Annotated in this window: 18 protein-coding genes; 14 read left to right on the top strand and 4 right to left on the bottom strand. The window is 69.3% G+C overall.

Annotated features, from left to right (window positions below; all coding sequences use genetic code 11):
* Positions 1-196: 196 nt before the first annotated feature.
* A complete protein-coding gene (locus SZ55_RS22780; protein WP_044412135.1) occupies positions 197-691 on the bottom strand; it encodes a GlcG/HbpS family heme-binding protein in 495 nt (164 codons plus the stop codon).
* Positions 692-883: 192 nt separating this feature from the next.
* On the opposite strand from SZ55_RS22780, the gene SZ55_RS22775 reads away from it, so the two are divergent.
* The 4 genes from SZ55_RS22775 to SZ55_RS22760 all read left to right on the top strand — a co-directional run bounded on the left by SZ55_RS22775 (position 884) and on the right by SZ55_RS22760 (position 4,525).
* Complete coding sequence (locus SZ55_RS22775) at positions 884-1,942, top strand: extracellular solute-binding protein (RefSeq protein ID WP_044412132.1); 1,059 nt, start codon at positions 884-886, stop codon at positions 1,940-1,942.
* Positions 1,943-1,996: 54 nt separating this feature from the next.
* Positions 1,997-2,419 (top strand): homoprotocatechuate degradation operon regulator HpaR, encoded by a 423-nt coding sequence (hpaR, locus tag SZ55_RS22770; protein WP_044412130.1) that lies wholly within the window; start codon positions 1,997-1,999, stop codon positions 2,417-2,419.
* A 220-nt stretch (positions 2,420-2,639) separates the two neighbouring features.
* Positions 2,640-3,893 carry a sensor histidine kinase gene (locus tag SZ55_RS22765; RefSeq protein ID WP_044412127.1) on the top strand — a complete coding sequence of 418 codons (1,254 nt, stop codon included), beginning with the start codon at positions 2,640-2,642 and terminating at the stop codon, positions 3,891-3,893.
* Complete coding sequence (locus tag SZ55_RS22760; protein WP_044412124.1) at positions 3,890-4,525, top strand: response regulator transcription factor; 636 nt, start codon at positions 3,890-3,892, stop codon at positions 4,523-4,525. Before SZ55_RS22765 ends, SZ55_RS22760 begins: the two co-directional genes overlap by 4 nt.
* 139 nt (positions 4,526-4,664) lie before the next feature.
* On the opposite strand, the gene SZ55_RS22755 is transcribed toward SZ55_RS22760, so the two are convergent.
* From SZ55_RS22755 to SZ55_RS22745, 3 genes are all read right to left on the bottom strand, one after another.
* Positions 4,665-5,933, bottom strand: coding sequence for an OprD family porin (locus SZ55_RS22755; RefSeq protein WP_044412121.1), 1,269 nt, complete (start codon positions 5,931-5,933; stop codon positions 4,665-4,667).
* A gap of 110 nt (positions 5,934-6,043) precedes the next feature.
* On the bottom strand, positions 6,044-6,904 hold the full coding sequence (locus SZ55_RS22750; RefSeq protein ID WP_044412118.1) for an MBL fold metallo-hydrolase: 861 nt from the start codon (positions 6,902-6,904) through the stop codon (positions 6,044-6,046).
* A gap of 35 nt (positions 6,905-6,939) precedes the next feature.
* A complete protein-coding gene (locus tag SZ55_RS22745) occupies positions 6,940-7,539 on the bottom strand; it encodes a glutathione S-transferase family protein (RefSeq protein ID WP_044412115.1) in 600 nt (199 codons plus the stop codon).
* Between the two features lie 145 nt (positions 7,540-7,684).
* On the opposite strand from SZ55_RS22745, the gene SZ55_RS22740 reads away from it, so the two are divergent.
* The 10 genes from SZ55_RS22740 to modC form a co-directional block, all read left to right on the top strand.
* Positions 7,685-8,257 (top strand): TetR/AcrR family transcriptional regulator, encoded by a 573-nt coding sequence (locus SZ55_RS22740; RefSeq protein ID WP_044412112.1) that lies wholly within the window; start codon positions 7,685-7,687, stop codon positions 8,255-8,257.
* A gap of 102 nt (positions 8,258-8,359) precedes the next feature.
* Entirely contained in the window at positions 8,360-9,580 is a 1,221-nt protein-coding gene (locus SZ55_RS22735) for a DUF5610 domain-containing protein (RefSeq protein ID WP_044412109.1), read from the top strand.
* Positions 9,581-9,686: 106 nt separating this feature from the next.
* Positions 9,687-9,926, top strand: a complete 240-nt coding sequence (locus tag SZ55_RS22730; protein ID WP_044412105.1) for a glutaredoxin family protein — start codon at positions 9,687-9,689, stop codon at positions 9,924-9,926.
* A gap of 193 nt (positions 9,927-10,119) precedes the next feature.
* The gene (locus tag SZ55_RS22725) at positions 10,120-10,596 is read left to right on the top strand and encodes a MarR family winged helix-turn-helix transcriptional regulator (protein WP_044412103.1); all 477 of its coding nucleotides are present in this window, start codon (positions 10,120-10,122) and stop codon (positions 10,594-10,596) included.
* Positions 10,589-12,061, top strand: a complete 1,473-nt coding sequence (locus tag SZ55_RS22720) for an efflux transporter outer membrane subunit (protein WP_044412100.1) — start codon at positions 10,589-10,591, stop codon at positions 12,059-12,061. The genes SZ55_RS22725 and SZ55_RS22720 overlap by 8 nt, the downstream gene beginning before the upstream one ends.
* 14 nt (positions 12,062-12,075) lie before the next feature.
* Entirely contained in the window at positions 12,076-13,263 is a 1,188-nt protein-coding gene (locus SZ55_RS22715; RefSeq protein WP_044412098.1) for an HlyD family secretion protein, read from the top strand.
* 10 nt (positions 13,264-13,273) lie between these two features.
* Positions 13,274-14,809 carry a DHA2 family efflux MFS transporter permease subunit gene (locus SZ55_RS22710; RefSeq protein WP_044412612.1) on the top strand — a complete coding sequence of 512 codons (1,536 nt, stop codon included), beginning with the start codon at positions 13,274-13,276 and terminating at the stop codon, positions 14,807-14,809.
* Positions 14,810-14,972: 163 nt separating this feature from the next.
* Entirely contained in the window at positions 14,973-15,734 is a 762-nt protein-coding gene (modA, locus tag SZ55_RS22705; protein ID WP_044412096.1) for a molybdate ABC transporter substrate-binding protein, read from the top strand.
* 43 nt (positions 15,735-15,777) lie between these two features.
* Positions 15,778-16,458, top strand: a complete 681-nt coding sequence (gene modB, locus SZ55_RS22700; RefSeq protein WP_044412093.1) for a molybdate ABC transporter permease subunit — start codon at positions 15,778-15,780, stop codon at positions 16,456-16,458.
* A gap of 1 nt (position 16,459) precedes the next feature.
* A partial coding sequence (gene modC / locus SZ55_RS22695; RefSeq protein WP_044412089.1) for a molybdenum ABC transporter ATP-binding protein occupies positions 16,460-17,173 on the top strand: 714 nt, incomplete at its 3' end.

The raw sequence follows: 17,173 nt of genomic DNA, 5'->3' as shown, positions 1-17,173 counted from the left end.
ACAGCCTCGTGCGCGAGTCCGATCAAAGTGCTCATTTACCGCACTTAAACTGCGCTTTTTCGCCTGTTTGACGCGCTGGTGCGCGCCCTTCGGGCCAGCCTTCGGCTGTTACTCCCGTTGGTCGTTGCGCCTTGCGCTGACTGCCTCGCCTACGTTTTTAGCGGCGCGCCGAGCGGCCCGTGCCTGACGACGGATATTAGGAGCCGCTGCGGGGGGTGGCGTCTTGTTTCTCAGTGCCGGGGTTCTTGTCCAGGTTTGACAAGTACCGGGCAACGCTCTGGGACGCGGCCTGGGCGCAGGCGCTGTCGATGGCTTCGGAGGCGCCGGAGACACCGATGGCGCCGATCACCCTGCCGTCATGCAGGAACGGCTCACCACCGCCGAACAGCGCCAGGTTCGGCTGCAGGGGTAGGCCCTGGCGCACACCGGGGGAGCAGGCGGCCAGGCGCTGGTCCCAGGCGCTGGTGGCGACGCCGAAGCCGGCGGCGGTGATGGCCTTGTGCAGGGCGATGTCGCGGCTAGGCTGGGGCGCGCCGTCCATGTGGGCGGTGTGGATCGGCAGGCCGGAGGCATCCACCACGGCGATGCTGACGCGCATGCCATGCTGTTCGGCGGCCTCCAGGGTGGCGTGCAGGGCCCGCATGGCGAGGGCGAGGCCGAGGTGGGTCTGCTGGTACAGCGGGGCGGGCATGACGGCGACTCCGGGCTGGGCGGTGCCCGATCATGAATAGGTTAACGAGTGGCGGCAATGCCCGGTCGTGCAGCCGGGCAGGGCGGCAGGCAGGGACAAGCGCCCGTGGCAGGCAGCGACATGACGGGCATCCCGTGCCCCGGCCTAATGGCACGTCCCGGCGCATCGCCGGTTGCCGCAAGGAGTCGCGCAATGAGAGTGCTGGCCGGCCTGTTGCTGGTGTGGGCCCTGGATGCCCGCGCCGACGAGGTGCTGCGGGTGCTGAACTGGAAGAACTACATCGAGCCCCAGGTGCTCGAGGCCTTCCAGCAGTCGACCGGTATCCGCGTCGACTACCGCACCATGACGGCGGCCGAAGAGCTGGATGCCGCCCTGGCCACCGGCGAGGCGTTCGACGTGGTGGTGCCGTCGCATTTCCAGCTCGCCCGGTTGCTCCGCGAGAAGCGCCTGCAGCCCCTGGATACCAGCGCCCTGAGCCATTACCGCCAGGTCGACCCTGGCCTGCTGGCGATGCTCGCGGGCATCGACGGCGCCAATCGCTACGCCGTGCCCTACCTCTGGGGCTCGGTGGGGCTGGTGATCAACCCGGGGCCGGCCGAAGCGGCCTACGGCGGCGCCCTGCCCAACAGCTGGAGCCTGCTGTTCGACGAGCGTCAGGCCGCCCGCCTGGCCACCTGTGGCATCGCCCTGCTGGACGCCCCGGAAGAGACGGCCTCGCTCTGGTTCAACTACCGTGGCCGCAGCCTCGCCCTGCAAGGCCCCCGGCAGATCGAGCGGGGCCTGCAGGCGCTGCCCGGCATCGCCCGGCAGGCCCGCTACCTGGACAACGAGGCCTACATCGCCGCCTTGGCGGAAGGCCGGCTGTGCCTGGCCATGGGCTGGGTGGGGCACGCCCTCACCGCATCGGCCCGCAACCCGGCGTTGCAGTACCGCATTCCCGACGAGGGCGCGATGGTCTTCATCGACAGCCTGGCCATCCCCGCCAACGCCCCGCGGCCCGACCTGGCGCTGCGCTTCATCGACTTCCTGCTGGAGCCCCGCAACGCCCTGGCCGATGCGCGCGCCAGCCAGTTCTACTCGCCGCTGCCGGCAGACTCCGCCGAGCAGGCCGAACTGGCCCGCGAACGCCCGATGCAGGTGCTCAAGGCCGAGGAGCGGCGCCGCCTCTACCTGCTCGAACGGCTGACGGCCGAGCAGAAGGCCGCCCTCGACAAGGTCTGGGCCCAGGTCAAGGCCGCCCGCGCGCCGTGACGCCTGAAGGCTTGATCGTTAAACTGTGAACAATTTTTCCGACCCACCAGACCCATGTCCAACACCCGCACATCCCTGACCCTCAGCCTGCTCCAGGCCCGCGAAGCAGCCATGCGCTTCTTCCGTCCGCAACTCAACCTCCACGGCCTCACCGAGCAGCAGTGGCGGGTGATCCGCATCCTGCGCCAGAACGGCGAGATGGAGAGCCACCGCCTCGCGCGGCTGGCCTGCATCCTCAAGCCGAGCATGAGTGGCGTGCTGCTGCGCCTGGAGCGCGACGGCATGGTGCGCCGACGCAAGCAGGAACAGGACCAGCGCCGCGTGCTGGTCAGCCTGGCGCCCAAGGGTGAGCAGTGCTTCGAGTCCATGAGCGTGGAGATGGAGCGCAACTACCAGCGCATCCAGGAACGCCTGGGGCCGGAGAAGCTCGCCGAGCTGCTGGCCCTGCTGCAGGAGCTCAAGGGCATCCGTCCCTGACCCTCGGCTGACCAAAGTAGGAGCGCGACCGGTACCAAGGTAGTAATCGGCTCGCCCGGGGGTACGCCTAGCATGGGCGCATCGGAAAATCCGCTCGAGGATCGGCCATGCGCGTGCTCAAGGCCCTGCTGCTGCCCCTGTTGCTGATCATCACCCTGATCGGCCTGGATCGGGTTCATGGCCCGCAGCCGCCCAGCGCCCAGCCGGAACGGGCGCGGCCATGAGCACGGCCCTGCGCATCCAGCTCTGGGTCAGCCTCTGCTTCGCCGCCGTGGCGCTGCTCTGCAGCCTGGTGCTGGTGCACCAGGGCGCCCAGTCCCTGGCCGAGGAACTGGCCACCGAGCGGGCCGCTGCCCATTACCTGCGCCAGGCCGCCGAGCAGGACCCGAACGTGCTCGACTCGGCCCTCGCCGCCGGGCTGCGGCACCTTCAGATCGTGCGCCTGCCGATGAATGCCCCGTCGCCCCTGACCCGCAGTGCCCCGGGCTGGCCCTTCCCACCGGCCGAGACGGTGGGCGACCCGCTGCCCCTGGCTGGCGGTGAACAGGCCTGGCTGCTGCTCGACCCCCGTGACGGCATCGACGAGGTACGCAACGGCGTGCTGCAGCTGCTGGTGCTGTTCGCCCTGGCCCTGGCGCTCAGCCTGGCCGCCATCCGCTGGGCCCTGGCCCGCGGGCTGCAGGCGCTGGAGGAGCTGCAGCAGGCCTTCGACGCGGTGGCGGAAGGGCGCCTGGATGTGCGCCTGGCGGGGCACCCGCTGGACGAGGCCCAGCGCCTGGTGGGGCACTTCAACGGCATGGTCGGCACCCTGGAGCGGGTGCGCGACGAAAACGCCGCGCTCACCCAGGCCCTGCTGGACCTGCAGGAGCACGAGCGCAAGCACTTGGCGATGGCCCTGCACGACGACATCGGCCAGTACCTGGTGGGCATCCGCGCACAGTTGCTGCTGCTGCGCTCGCTGTCCGGCCAGGCACCGGGCACCGTCACGGTGCTGCAGGACCTGGAGGGCAACTGCCAGCGCATGCAGGCCGCCTTCCGCGCGCTGGTGCGCGACCTCTACCCGACCGCCCTGGAACGCCTGGCCCTGGACGACGCCCTGCGCCTGCTCGCCGAGCAGTGGCAGCAGGCCCAGGGCATTCCCCTGCGCCTGCACCTCGGAGCGTCGCTGCCGACCCTCGCGCCGGGCGAGCGCGCGCACCTCTACCGCCTGCTGCAGGAGGCGCTGACCAACGTCGCCCGGCATGCCGGCGCCAGTGCCGTGAGCGTGCGCCTGGAGCGACGCGGGCAGCGGCTGTGCCTGCTGGTGGGGGACAACGGGCGGGGCGCCGAGCGCGCCCCGCAGCCCGGCATCGGGTTGCGCTCCATGTCCGAGCGCGCCCGCTGCCTCGGCGGCCGCCTGCGCCTGCGCACCCGCGCCGGCCGGGGTTGGCTGTTGCGGGTGAGCATGCCGCTGGACGGCCTGGAGGGCCCATGAAGATTCTGTTGGTGGATGACCACTCGGTGGTGCGCCAGGGCTACGCCAGCCTGCTCCGCGCCTTGCTGCCCGAGGTGCAGGTGAGCGAGGCGGCCAGCGGCGAGCAGGCCCTGCAGGCGGTGCAGGAGAGCATTCCCCACCTGGTGGTGATGGACTTCACCCTGCCGGGCATCAGCGGGCTGGAGACCACCCGCCGCCTGCGCCAGCGCCTGCCGCAGCTGCGGGTGCTGTTCTTCAGCATGCACGACGAGTTGCCCCTGGTTCGCCAGGCGCTGGAGGCCGGTGCCTCGGGCTACCTCACCAAGAACGCCTCGCCGGAGGTGCTGGTGGAGGCGGTGCGGCGCATCCTCGCCGGGCACGCCTACATCGAGCAGCCCCTGGCCACCCAGCTCGCCTGTCACCCCAGCCGGGAGGCGGGCGACCCGCGCCTGTCGGGCATGACCCAGCGCGAGCTGGAGATCTTCACCATGCTGGCGCGGGGCATGCCGGTACGGCGCATCGCCGAGCACCTGTGCATCAGCGGCAAGACGGTCTCCAACCACCTGACGATGGTGAAGAACAAGCTGCAGATCGGCTCGCAGGCGGAACTGGTGCACCTGGCGATCGATACGGGGGTGTTGAGGGTGGGGTGAGGGGCGCCACGGTTCGGAGGGGCTCGGCTGGTCGAGCGAGGCTGAGCTCGATGATCCGCCTGGTCCCGAGCCGGTGGCTACCGGCCCATGAAAAACGCCGCCCGGTTCAGGGCGGCGTTTTCAACGCTGGCGGCTCGTCTTACCAGAGCGGAATGACGTAGCTGACGATCAGGCGGTTCTCGTCCAGGTCGTTGCCGAAGTTGGTGGAGCGCACGGTGGCGTTGCGCCATTTCACGCCCAGGTTCTTCAGCGGGCCGTCCTGGAACACGTAGGCGATGTCGGTGTTGCGTTCCCATTCCTTGCCATCCGGCCGGCCGGCGCCCAGGTCGACGTTGTCGCCGGAGAGGTAGCGGGTCATGAAGGTCAGGCCGGGGATGCCCACGGAGGCGAAGTTGAAGTCGTAGCGGGCCTGCCAGGACTTCTCGTCCTTGTTGGCGAAGTCGCCGATCTGCACGAAGTTCACCAGGTACGGGTCGGTGCCGTTGATGTAGGCGTAGCCGGTGTCGCCGCTCATGCTCTGGTAGCCGAGGCCGAAGGCATGGCCGCCGAGGGCGTAGGTGAACATGGCGCCGAAGGCCTTGTTGTCCACGTTGCTGGTGCCTTCGTCGGTGGAGCGGGCGTAGCGGATGTCGCTCTTCAGCGACTGCTTGTCACCCAGCGGCAGCGTGTGCACCAGGGTGAAGATGTGCTGTTTGTAGAGGTCGTCGAGGTTGCCGTAGTTGTAGCCGGTGGTGAGGTTGTCGTTCCACTTGTAGGTGGCCCCGCCGAAGTTGAACGCATCGCTGGTGGTGCCGCTGCGGAAGGTGATGCCGCGCGCGCCGCCGCTGGTGATGGTCATGTCCTCGTAGTCGGAGGAGTCGCGCTGGTTCACCTGGGTCAGGCGGCCGGCGTCGAGGGTCAGGCCGTCGATCTCCAGGGAGTTGAGGTGGCCGCCCTTGAAGGTCTGCGGCAGCAGGCGCGAGTCGTTGTACTGCACGCTGGGCAGCTTGGGCATCAGGGTGCCGACCTTGAGCACGCTCTTGGAGGCGCGCAGCTTCGCGGTCACGCCGAGTTCGCCGTATTCGTCCTGGGCGCGCTTGCTCTCGCGGTCGCGCTTGAGCAGGCCGGTGCCGCTGCGGTCCGGGCTGGAATCGAGCTTGACCCCCAGCAGGCCGATGGCGTCGACGCCGACGCCGATGGTGCCTTCGGTAAACCCGGACTCGTAGCGCAGCAGGAACCCCTGGGCCCATTCCTCGGCCTTGCTCTGTGCGGCGCCTTCCTGGCGGAAGTCACGGTTGAAGTAGAAGTTGCGCAGCTCGACGCTGGCCTTGCTGTCTTTCAGGAAGTCGGCCTGGGCGAGGCCGGGCAGGGTGAGGCCGGTGCCGAGAGCCGCCAGGGTGATGGCGGACGCGAGCGAGGTCTTGCTCATTGTTCTTGTCTCCTCGTTGGGGTTGCAGGGCGGTTGGGGCCGCCCTGTTACAACGCGGAAAAATTAAGCACCCGGTAACAATTTCGTCACCTTAGACATTGGTCGCGCACTTATTGGGTCCACTGCGGGTAGTAACCAATACGGTCCTGCACGGCGGCGTCGTGGGCTGGCACCACGGTCAGCGCGGGGTCGGCCTGGATCAGGTCGTGCACCCGCTGGAGCTGGGCCCGCGTGCCTTCGCGGTCGTTGTCGACCATCCGCCGGCTGACCCAGAACTTCTCGTTCGGGCCGGTGAAGCCTTCCAGGCGCCAGCTGGTGTCGCCGGTGAAGAAGAAGCGCCGTCCGTCGGCCAGTGTCAGGAACGCCCCCACCGAGCCCGGTGTATGCCCGGTCAGCGGCACCAGCACCACGCTGCCATCGCCGAACAGGTCGAGGCTCTCGTCGAAGCCCATGTAGGGCGTCGGCTCGAACTCGAAAGGCTGCCAGCGCACGCCATGGGTGAACTGGCTGGGCAGCACGGCGGGCGGGGTGGCGATGTGGCTGAAGTCGATCTCCGCCCAGGGCGCCCACACCGGCACCTCGGGGAAGTCGGCCAGGGCCGAGGCATGGTCCCAGTGCGCGTGGGTGAGCAGGATGCGGTCGACGCGGATGCCGTCCCGGTCCAGCTGGTCGCGGGCGGGCGTCACCGCCTGGTACTTGAACAGCGGCTTGTCCCACCAGGGCATGTCCTTCTCGAACTGCGCGTCCACCTGGCGGCCGAGGCCGGTGTCCAGCAGCAGGGTGGCGGCGTGGTGCTGGATGAGCACGGCGGTGTGGTTGACCGGGACGGTCCGGGTCCACTGGCCGCCCTCCACGGTGAAGGCGTCGAGGGTTTCCGCGCCGGAGGTCTTCACCAGGGCGAAGCGCAGGCCGTCGGCCTGGGCGAAGGCGGTGACGAGCAGCAGGGTCAACAGCAGGGCGAAGCGGGGCATGGTGCGGCGTCCTTGGCAGGGGAGGGGGTGGGCGATCAGCCCGGCAGGCGGGGCGTGTCGATGAAGCCCGGCAGAGCGCGGATGCGCGCCAGCCAGTCGCCCAGGTGGGGATGGGGCGCCAGGTCGAGCCCGCCTTCGCCGGCCATCGCCAGGTAGGGGAAGGCCGCCACGTCGGCCACGCTCGGGGTCTCGCCTTCGGCCAGCCAGCGGTGCCGGGCGAGGTGGGCATCCACCAGGGCCAGCACCTGCTCGCCACGGGCCTGGGCGGCGGCCAGGTCGCCGGGGCGCTTGAACAGCTTGAGCACCCGCGCCTGGGCCGGGCCGTGGTGGATCTCGTTGGCGGTGAAGCTCAGCCAGCTTGTGACCCGCGCCAGGGCCAGGGGCTCCAGCGGCAGCCAGGCGGGTGCATAGCGGCTGGCCAGGTAGACGAGGATGGCCTGGGAGTCGCCGATGGCCTGGCCGTCATCCTCCAGCAGCGGCACCTGGCCGCGCGGGTTGAGGGCGAGGAATGCCGGCTGCTTCTGCGCGCCGGCCGGCAGGTTGACGAAGACGGTCTCCGCCTCCTGGCCGATCAGCCCGAGGAACAGGCGCACCTTGTAGCAGTTGCCGGAGAGGGGGAAGTCGTGGAGGCGCATGGCAGGTCATCCGTGTGGTGGGGTGGGGTGAAAAATAATAGACAGACCTGTCTGTTTATTTCAATCTTCTTTTCGCCACACCGCGAACCACGCGGTTTGAGCCGCTGCCGGGGGATGCGCATAATGCGCCGTCCAGGAGATTCCAATGGCTTCCAGCAAACGCGACCAGCTCATCGATACCGCCCTTACGCTGTTCTACCGCGACGGGTTCCATGCCACCGGCATCGACCGCATCCTGGCCGAATCCGGCGTGGCGAAGATGACTCTCTACAAGCACTTCAAGTCCAAGGACGAGCTGATCGAGGCCGCCCTGCAGAAGCGCATGGAAGCCCCCCGCGAGCGCATGGCCTGGGCGCTGGAGCACTTGCCGCCGCGCACGGCGATCCTGGCGGTGTTCGAGGGGCTGCACGGCCTGCTGCACGAGACCGAGTACCACGGCTGTGCCTTCGTCAACGCCGCCGCGGAGTTCCATGACCGCGACCACCCCATCCACCGCGTCGCCGCCTCCCACAAGAGCCATACCGAGGCGCATTTCCGCGCGGCGCTGGAGCGCCTGGAGGTGGCCGAGCCGGCGCGCCTGGCGCGCCAGCTGCAGTACCTGCTGGAGGGGGCCATCACCATGGCGCACATCCAGGGGCCGGGTGACCAGGCGCTGGAGGCCGGCGCCGCTGCCGAGGTGCTGCTGTGCGCCGCCGGGGTGCCCGACCCGCAGGCATGAATGCAGCCGACCGTCCATCGGTTGCCCCCTAAATAGTCCTCAAGGTTTTTCTGTAGTCGCCGTCAAAAAATTCTGTACATCCGCTCAGACGGGGCTGCCACCATGAACTCGCTCGATTCCCTGGCTTCGGCCACCAGCCGCCCGAACTACCTGACCCGTAGCGACAGCGCCAACCGCAACGCCACCAACGCTCAGAACGTCCTGGCCAACCGTGTCGCCCAGCGACTCGGCGTCGACCCCGCGACCCTCGCCGGCAAGACCCAGGACGACTACACCCCCGACAAGGTTGCCGGGCGCATCCTCGATTTCGTCGGCGGCCGCATCCAGGCCGAAGCGGCCAATGGCGCCGACCCCGAGAAGCTGCAGAAGATGCTCGACCAGGCCCGCCAGGGCGTGGAGAAGGGCTTCGCCGAAGCCAAGAAGATCCTCCAGGGCATGGGTGTGCTGGGCGGCAAGATCGCCAGCGACATCGAAGACACCTTCCAGCGCGTGCAGGATGGCCTGGCCAGGATCGGCAGCACCTATGGCCTGGGTAACGCCCCGGCTGGCGACACCTCCAGCGTCTCCCGCACGGCGGTCAGCGCCAGCACCAGCACTCTGGTAGCCCGCTCCAGCACCTTCGACATGGAGGTGACCACCCGCGAAGGCGACAAGCTGAAGATCTCCATCGCTCAGGCCTCGGCCAACTGGTCCAGCACCTCGGCCAGCGCCAGCAGCACCCGCACCTCGGGCAATGGCGGCACCTCCACCAGCACCAGTGCCCAGGTCAGCGCCTCCAGCGGCAGCCTGCAGATCGGTGGCTGGTCGGTGCAGATCGAAGGCAACCTCAACGACGACGAGAAGGCCGCACTCACCGACCTGCTCGGCCAGGTGCAGGACATCTCCAGCAAGTTCTACTCGGGCGACCTGTCCGGCGCCTTCGACCGCGCCCTGGCCCTGAACATGAACGGCGACCAGCTCGCCTCCATGTCCCTCAACCTGTCCCAGACCACCTACGCCCAGGCCACCAGCACCTATGGCGCGGTGTCGGAGGAGGGCGGCCAGCCCGCCAGCGCGGTGAACACCTCCCTGCGCGACTACGCCCGTGGCCTGCTGGATGCGATGAAGAGTGCGGCGGCCTTCAGCGACGACGCCAAGGGCACCCTGCAGCAACTGCTCGACGGCGGCTTCTCCCTCAACCAGAACCTCAGCGAAGGCCAGCTGGAGAAGGCCAAATCCCTCAACAGCCGCCTGCTGGAAGGCTTGGCGCCGCTGCTGCAGGGCACTGCCAGCACCCCGGCCGAGAAGGGCGCGGTCGACGCCAGCGCGCCCAAGGCCAGTTGATGCCTGGCGGGGGTTGGCGCCGTGCCAGCCCCCGTCTGTCCCGCCCGGCAGAAGGGCCGGGAGGCCGTGATAAACTGCGCGCCCTTCCCCTTGCGCGAGCCCCGCGATGCTTCCTGAATGCAGCCTGTTCGGCACCCTCGGATGCCACCTGTGCGAAGTGGCCGAGAACGTGCTCATGCCCTTCGTCGAGCACGGCCTGCTGGTGGAGGTGCTGGACATCACCGACCAGCCCCAGTGGGTGGATGCCTACGCCCTGCGCATTCCCGTCCTGCGTCGCAACGACACCGGTGCCGAGCTGAACTGGCCGTTCGACGCGGCCCAGGTCGCCGCCTTCCTCGAACCCTGACCGTCGGTCGGGCGGATGGCTGCCCGGCGTCCCGCGTTTCATCCCGTCGCGAGGCCCTGAATCGGGGCTTACGCTGATCAATCCGTTTGCAGCGGAACGGATTGTCGCGCAAACGCAACAGTGACTGTCTTGCCAAATGTGTCTTCAGGCGTAACATCGCCGCATCGATAGCTGCCTAGGCAGATATTAGGAAATGAAGCACTACAGCCCCTCCGATTACCCCTTCAATGGCTCCATCGGCCAGTACCTCGGTCGCTCGGCGCTGCTCAAGGACCGCCTGCTGGACCTCCACCTGGCCCCGCTGGACATCACCGCCGCGCAGTTCAAGGTACTGGTGTTCATCTTCATGGGGCGCGCCAGCACCCCGGCCGATCTGTGCCGCCAACTGGCCGTGGACAGCGGCTCCATGACCCGCATGCTCGACCGCCTGGAGAAGAAGGGCCTGCTGCTGCGCCAGCGCTGCGAAGAGGACCGCCGCAGCGTGCGCCTGCACCTCAGCGAGCAGGGCCTGGCCCTGAGCCGGGAGACCCCGCGCATCGTCGCTGACGCCATGAACGAGCTGACCAGCCCGTTGACCGCCGAGGAGCTCGGCACCCTGCTCGGGCTGCTGGGCAAGATCCTCCAGGGGCGCGACCCCTTCCTCTCTGCCGGAGACCCGAACCATGAATGACCGCCGTCCCGCCCTGCGCCTGGGGCTGGTGCTCGGTGCCAGCCTGGCCCTGGGCGCCTGCGCCAGCTACAGCGGCCTGGAGCCCGCCGGCCAGCGCCTCGACCCGGCCGGCCTGGCCGCTGGGGACAGCCTCGCCGGCCACGCCGTGGGGCCCGCCGCCTGGCCGCGCCAGGACTGGTGGACCCGACTGGGTGACGCCCAGCTCGACGGGCTGATCGGCGAAGCCCTGGCCGGCTCGCCCGACCTGGCGGCCGCTGCGGCCCGCACCCGCAAGGCCCTGGCCGATGCCCAGGTGCGCGATGCCGATCGCCAGCCCGGCGTCAACGCCAGTGCCGGCTACTCCGGCGCCAGCGCCCCGGAAAGCGTGGTGCCGGCGCCTATCGGCGGGCACTACGCCGGCATCAAGTACCTGTCCCTCAGCTTCAACTACGACCTCGACCTCTGGGGCGGCCGGCGCGCCGCCTGGGAAGCGGCCCTGGGCAAGGCCCGCGCCGCCGAGGTGGACCAGCAGGCCGCGCGCTTGACGCTGTCCGCCGACATCGCCCGGGCCTACAACCAGCTGGCCTATGCCTTCGTCGCGCGGGACCTGGCTGCCGAGGAGGTGAAGCGCGCCGAGCAGCTCTACACCCTCAGCCGCCAGCGCATGGCCGCCGGCCTGGACAGCAAGGTGCAGCTGCAACAGAGCGAATCCCAGCGCGCCACCGCCCGCCAGCAACTGCTGGCCGCCGAGCAGCAGATCGACAGTGATCGCACCACCCTGGCGGTACTGCTCGGCCAGGGGCCGGATCGCGGCCGCGCCATCCAGCGTCCGCAGGTGCTGCAGCCTGCGGCCCTGGCGCTGCCCTCGGAACTGCCGGCCGAGTTGCTGGGCCGTCGCCCTGATGTGGTCGCCGCGCGCTGGCGGGTGGAAGCCGCCAGCCGGGGCATCGACTCGGCGAAGACCGGCTTCTACCCCAACCTCAACCTCAGCGCCATGCTCGGCCTCGCCGCCCTGGGCGGGGATGGCCTGTTCAAGGGCGACAGCCGCTTCTACCAGATGGCCCCGGCGCTGTCCCTGCCGGTGTTCGACGGCGGCCGCCTGCGCGCCGAGCTCGACGGCGTCGACGCCGACTACGACCTGGCGGTGGCCCAGTACAACAAGGCCCTGGTGGGCGCCCTGGGGGATGTCAGCGAAGACCTCAGCCAGCTCGACTCCCTGGCCCGGCAGATCGAGGCCCAGCGCGAGGCCCGCGACATCGCCCGCTCCAACTACGACCTGGCCATGCGCCGCTACGGCGAAGGCATCGGCAACTACCTCGACGCCCTCAGCGTCGAGCAGCAGCTGCTGGTCGCCGAGCGCCAGCTGGCCAGCCTGGACGCCCAGCGCATCGACGCCTCCGTGCGCCTGGTGCAGGCCCTGGGCGGCGGCTTCCAACCCGACAGCACCCCGCTGGCCCAGGCAGGCCAGCCGACTGCCACCGAATGAACGAGGCACCGACCATGAGCACCGAAACCCAAGACACCCCCGAACAGGGCAACCCCCGCCGCAAACGCCTGCTGCTGGGCCTGCTGGCCGTGATCGTCATCGGCGGCGGCGCCAGCTTCGCCTGGCAGCAGCTGGTCGGCCAGTGGAGCGAAGGCACCGACGACGCCTACATCGGCGGCAACGTGGTGCAGATCACCCCGCAGACGGTGGGCACCGTCACACGCATCGGCGCCGACGACGGCGACCTGGTGCAGGAGGGCCAGGAGCTGGTGAGCTTCGACCCGGCCGACGCCGAAGTGGGCCTGCAGCGCGCCGAGGCCAACCTGGCCCACACCGTGCGCCAGGTGCGTGGCCTCTACAACAGCGTGGACGGCTACCGCGCCGAGGTGGCCGCCCGCGAGGTGGCGATGGAGAAGGCCCGCGCCGACTTCGCCCGCCGTCGCAACCTGGCCAAGGACGGGGCCATTTCCCAGGAGGAGCTGGCTCATGCCCGTGACGCCCTGGAGTCGGCCCGCAGCGCCCTGACCAGCGCCCAGCAGCAGCTCAAGTCCAGCAGCGCGCTGGTGGACGACACCGTGATCGCCTCCCACCCCGAGGTGAAGGCCGCCGCCGCGCAACTGCGCCAGGCCTACCTGGAGAAGGCCCGCACCACCCTGGTGGCGCCGGTCACCGGCTACGTCGCCAAGCGCACCGTGCAGCTCGGCCAGCGTGTGCAGCCGGGCACCGCACTGATGGCGGTGATCCCCCTGGACCAGGTGTGGATCGACGCCAACTTCAAGGAAACCCAGCTGAAGAAGATGCGCATCGGCCAGCCGGTGGAGATCGAGTCCGACCTCTACGGCGGCGACGTGAAGTACAGCGGCACCGTGGACAGCCTCGGCGTCGGCACCGGCAGCGCCTTCTCCCTGCTGCCGGCGCAGAACGCCACCGGCAACTGGATCAAGATCGTCCAGCGGGTGCCGGTGCGCATCCGCATCAACGCCGACCAGCTCAAGGAGCACCCGCTGCGCATCGGTCTGTCGATGAACGTCAAGGTCGACCTGCACGACCAGAGCGGCCCGGCCCTGGCCCAGCAGCCGCCCAAGCAGGCGCTGTTCGCCACCGACGTGTACCAGCGCCAGCTGGCCGAGGCCGACCACATGATCGAGCAGCTGATCCACGCCAACGGCCCGGATGCCGCCCGCCGCACCGCCCTGCGCTGAGGCCGCGACCATGAGCGAGAACGCCGCCGCCAGCTTCACCCCGCCGAACCTGGTCCTGGCCACGGTGGGCCTGTCCCTGGCCACCTTCATGCAGGTGCTGGACACCACCATCGCCAACGTCGCCCTGCCCACCATCGCCGGCAACCTGGGGGTGAGTTCGGAGCAGGGCACCTGGGTCATCACCTCCTTTGCGGTGAGCAACGCCATCGCCCTCCCGCTCACCGGCTGGATGAGCCGGCGGGTGGGGGAGGTGCGCCTGTTCATCGCCGCCGCGCTGCTGTTCGTGCTGGCGTCGTTCCTCTGCGGGGTGGCCCAGTCGATGAACAGCCTGGTGGCCTTCCGCGCCCTGCAGGGCTTCGTCGCCGGGCCGCTGTACCCCATCACCCAGACCCTGCTGCTGTCCATCTACCCGCCGGCCAAGCGCGGCATGGCCCTGGCGCTATTGGCGATGGTCACGGTGGTGGCGCCCATCGCCGGACCGATCCTCGGCGGCTGGATCACCGATGACTTCAGCTGGCCGTGGATCTTCTTCATCAACCTGCCCATCGGCCTGTTCGCTGCCTTCGTGGTGTACCAGCAGCTGCGCAAGCGGCCGGTGGCCCTCAAGCGCGAGCCCATGGACTGGGTCGGCCTGGCGACCCTGGTGATCGGCGTCGGCGCGTTGCAGATCGTGCTGGACAAGGGCAACGACCTGGACTGGTTCGAGTCGAGCTTCATCATCACCGGCAGCGTGATCGCCGCCATCGCCCTGGCCGTGTTCGTCATCTGGGAGTTCACCGACCGCCACCCCATCGTCAACCTGCGGCTGTTCCGCCACCGCAACTTCAGCGCCGGCACCCTGGCGCTGGTGGGCGGCTACGCGGCGTTCTTCGGCATCAACCTGCTGCTGCCGCAGTGGCTGCAGACCCAGCTCGGCTACACCGCCACCTGGGCCGGCCTGGCGGCGGCCCCCATCGGCCTGCTGCCGGTGATCATGTCGCCCTTCGTCGGGCGCTACGCGCAGAACTTCGACCTGCGGGTGCTGGCCAGCCTGGCGTTCTTCGCCATCGGCGCCAGCTGCTTCATGCGCGCGTCCTTCACCACCGAGGTGGACTACACCCACATCGCTCTGGTGCAGCTGTTCATGGGCTTCGGCGTGGCGCTGTTCTTCATGCCCATCCTCAGCATCCTGCTGTCGGACCTGCCCCAGCACGAGATCGCCGACGGCTCGGGCCTGGCCACCTTCCTGCGGACCCTGGGCGGCAGCTTCGCGGCGTCCCTCACCACCTGGATCTGGATACGCCGGGCCGACCAGCACCATGCGTACCTCACCGAGCACATCAGCATCTACGAGCCGGGCACCCGGCAGATGCTGGAGCAGATGGGCGGGGTCACCCAGCAGAACGCGGCGGCGCTGGACCGCATCGTCACCGGGCAGGCCTACATGATGTCGACCATCGACTACTTCACCATGATCGGCTGGGTCTGCATGGGCCTGATCCTGCTGATCTGGCTGGCCAAGCCGCCCTTCGGCGCCAAGGCGGGGGCGGCGGCAAACGCCCACTGAAGTACGGCCTCGCCTGGGCCTTTCAGCGGCGGTTCCACGGCCTGTTTCGACGGTCCGTGGGATTCCTTTTTTCGCTGTGTGGTTTTGTATATAGCGACTGGTGTAGAGTCTCCACCCGCTCACCGCTTCGCCCTTCCCGCACAAGAACAAAGGAGTGCTTCCCATGCTTCAGCTGTCCCGCGTGTTCGTCGCCCTGGCCGCCAGTGCCGCCGCCCACCTGGCCCTGGCCCAGGATGTCCAGGTGGCCGTCGCCGCCAACTTCACCGCGCCGATCCAGGCCATCGCCAAGGACTTCGAGCAGGACACCGGCCACAAGCTGGTGATCGCCACCGGTGCCACCGGCCAGTTCTACGCGCAGATCCAGAACGGCGCGCCGTTCGAGGTGTTCCTCTCCGCCGACGACAGCACCCCGGCCAAGCTGGAGCAGGAGGGTGCCACCGTGCCCGGCTCGCGCTTCACCTACGCCATCGGCACCCTGGCCCTGTGGTCGGCCAAGCCCGGCTACGTGGACGCCCAGGGCGAGGTGCTGAAGAAGAACGACTACCAGCACCTCTCCATCGCCAACCCCAAGGCCGCCCCCTACGGCCTGGCCGCCACCCAGCTGCTGGAGAAGCTGGGCCTGACCGCCCAGGTCAAGGGCAAGCTGGTGGAAGGCCAGAACATCACCCAGGCCCACCAGTTCATCGCCACCGGCAATGCCGAGCTGGGCTTCGTGGCGTTGTCGCAGATCTACAAGGATGGCAAGGTGACCGGCGGCTCCGCCTGGATCGTCCCGGCGGCCCTGCACGACCCGATCAAGCAGGACGCGGTGATCCTCGCCAAGGGCAAGGACAACCCCGCCGCCCAGGCCTTGGTGGACTACCTCAAGGGCGAGAAGGCGGCCACGGTGATCAAGTCCTTCGGCTACCAGATCGAGAAACCCTGACGCGGCGGCCGCCCGCTGCGTGCCCTGATTCAAGGAACCCTGCATGCCCCTGAGCGGTGACGACTGGGCGGCCATCCGGCTGACCCTGGAACTGGCGACCCTGACCACGGCCCTGCTGTTGGTGCTGGGCACGCCCATCGCCTGGTGGCTGTCGCAGACCGACTCCTGGCTCAAGGGCCCGGTGGGCGCGGTGGTGGCGCTGCCGCTGGTGCTGCCGCCCACGGTCATCGGCTTCTACCTGCTGGTGAGCATGGGGCCCCACGGTTTCGTCGGGCAGTTCACCCAGGCCCTGGGGCTCGGCACCCTGCCGTTCACCTTCGCCGGGCTGGTGGTGGGCTCGGTGTTCTACTCGATGCCCTTCGTGGTGCAGCCGCTGCAGAACGCCTTCGACGCCATCGGCCCGCGCCCGCTGGAGGTGGCCGCCACCCTGCGGGCCGGCCCCTGGGACACTTTCTTCCATGTGGTGCTGCCGCTGGCCCGGCCCGGCTTCATCACCGCGTCCATCCTCGGCTTCGCCCACACGGTGGGGGAGTTCGGCGTGGTGCTGATGATCGGCGGCAACATCCCGGAGAAGACCCGCGTGGTGTCGGTGCAGATCTTCGACCACGTCGAGGCCATGGAATACGCCCAGGCCCACTGGCTGGCGGGCGGCATGGTGGTGTTCTCCTTCCTCATCCTGCTGGCGCTGTATTCCAGCCGCCGGCTCAAGCCGGGCTGGAGCTGAGATGAGCACCGACGACTGCATCCGTGCCCGGCTGCGCCTGGCCTGGCCGGGCTTCGAGCTGGACACCGACCTGGACCTGCCGGGGCGCGGGGTGACCGCGCTGTTCGGCCATTCCGGCTCCGGCAAGACCAGCGTGCTGCGCTGCCTGGCCGGGCTGGAGCGGGCCGAGGGCCGCGTGGAGGTCAACGGCGAGGTCTGGCAGGACAGCGCCCGTGGCCTGTTCGTGCCCACCCATCGGCGCGCCCTGGGCTACGTGTTCCAGGAGGCGAGCCTGTTCGAGCACCTGTCGGTGCGGCGCAACCTGGCGTTCGGCGAACGGCGCATCCCGGCGGCCCAGCGCCGCGTGCCTTTCGACCAGGCGGTGGCGCTGCTGGGCATCGAGCACCTGCTGGAGCGCATGCCGGTGCGGCTGTCCGGCGGCGAGCGGCAGCGCGTGGGCATGGCCCGGGCGCTGCTCACCAGCCCCCGGCTGCTGCTGATGGACGAACCCCTGGCGGCCCTGGACGGCAAGCGCAAGGCGGAGATCCTGCCGTACCTGGAACGCCTGCACGACGAGCTGGACATCCCCGTGCTCTACGTCAGCCATTCCCCGGAAGAGGTGGCGCGCCTGGCGGATCACTTAGTGCTGCTGGAGGCCGGCCGCGTGCTGGCCAGCGGTCCCCTGGGCGAGACCCTGGCACGGCTGGACCTGCCCACGGCCCTGGACGCCCTGGAC

The organism is Pseudomonas sp. FeS53a, assembly GCF_000931385.1.
In the GTDB taxonomy this organism is placed as follows: domain Bacteria; phylum Pseudomonadota; class Gammaproteobacteria; order Pseudomonadales; family Pseudomonadaceae; genus Metapseudomonas; species Metapseudomonas otitidis.
This window is presented reverse-complemented; position numbering and strand designations above follow the sequence as displayed.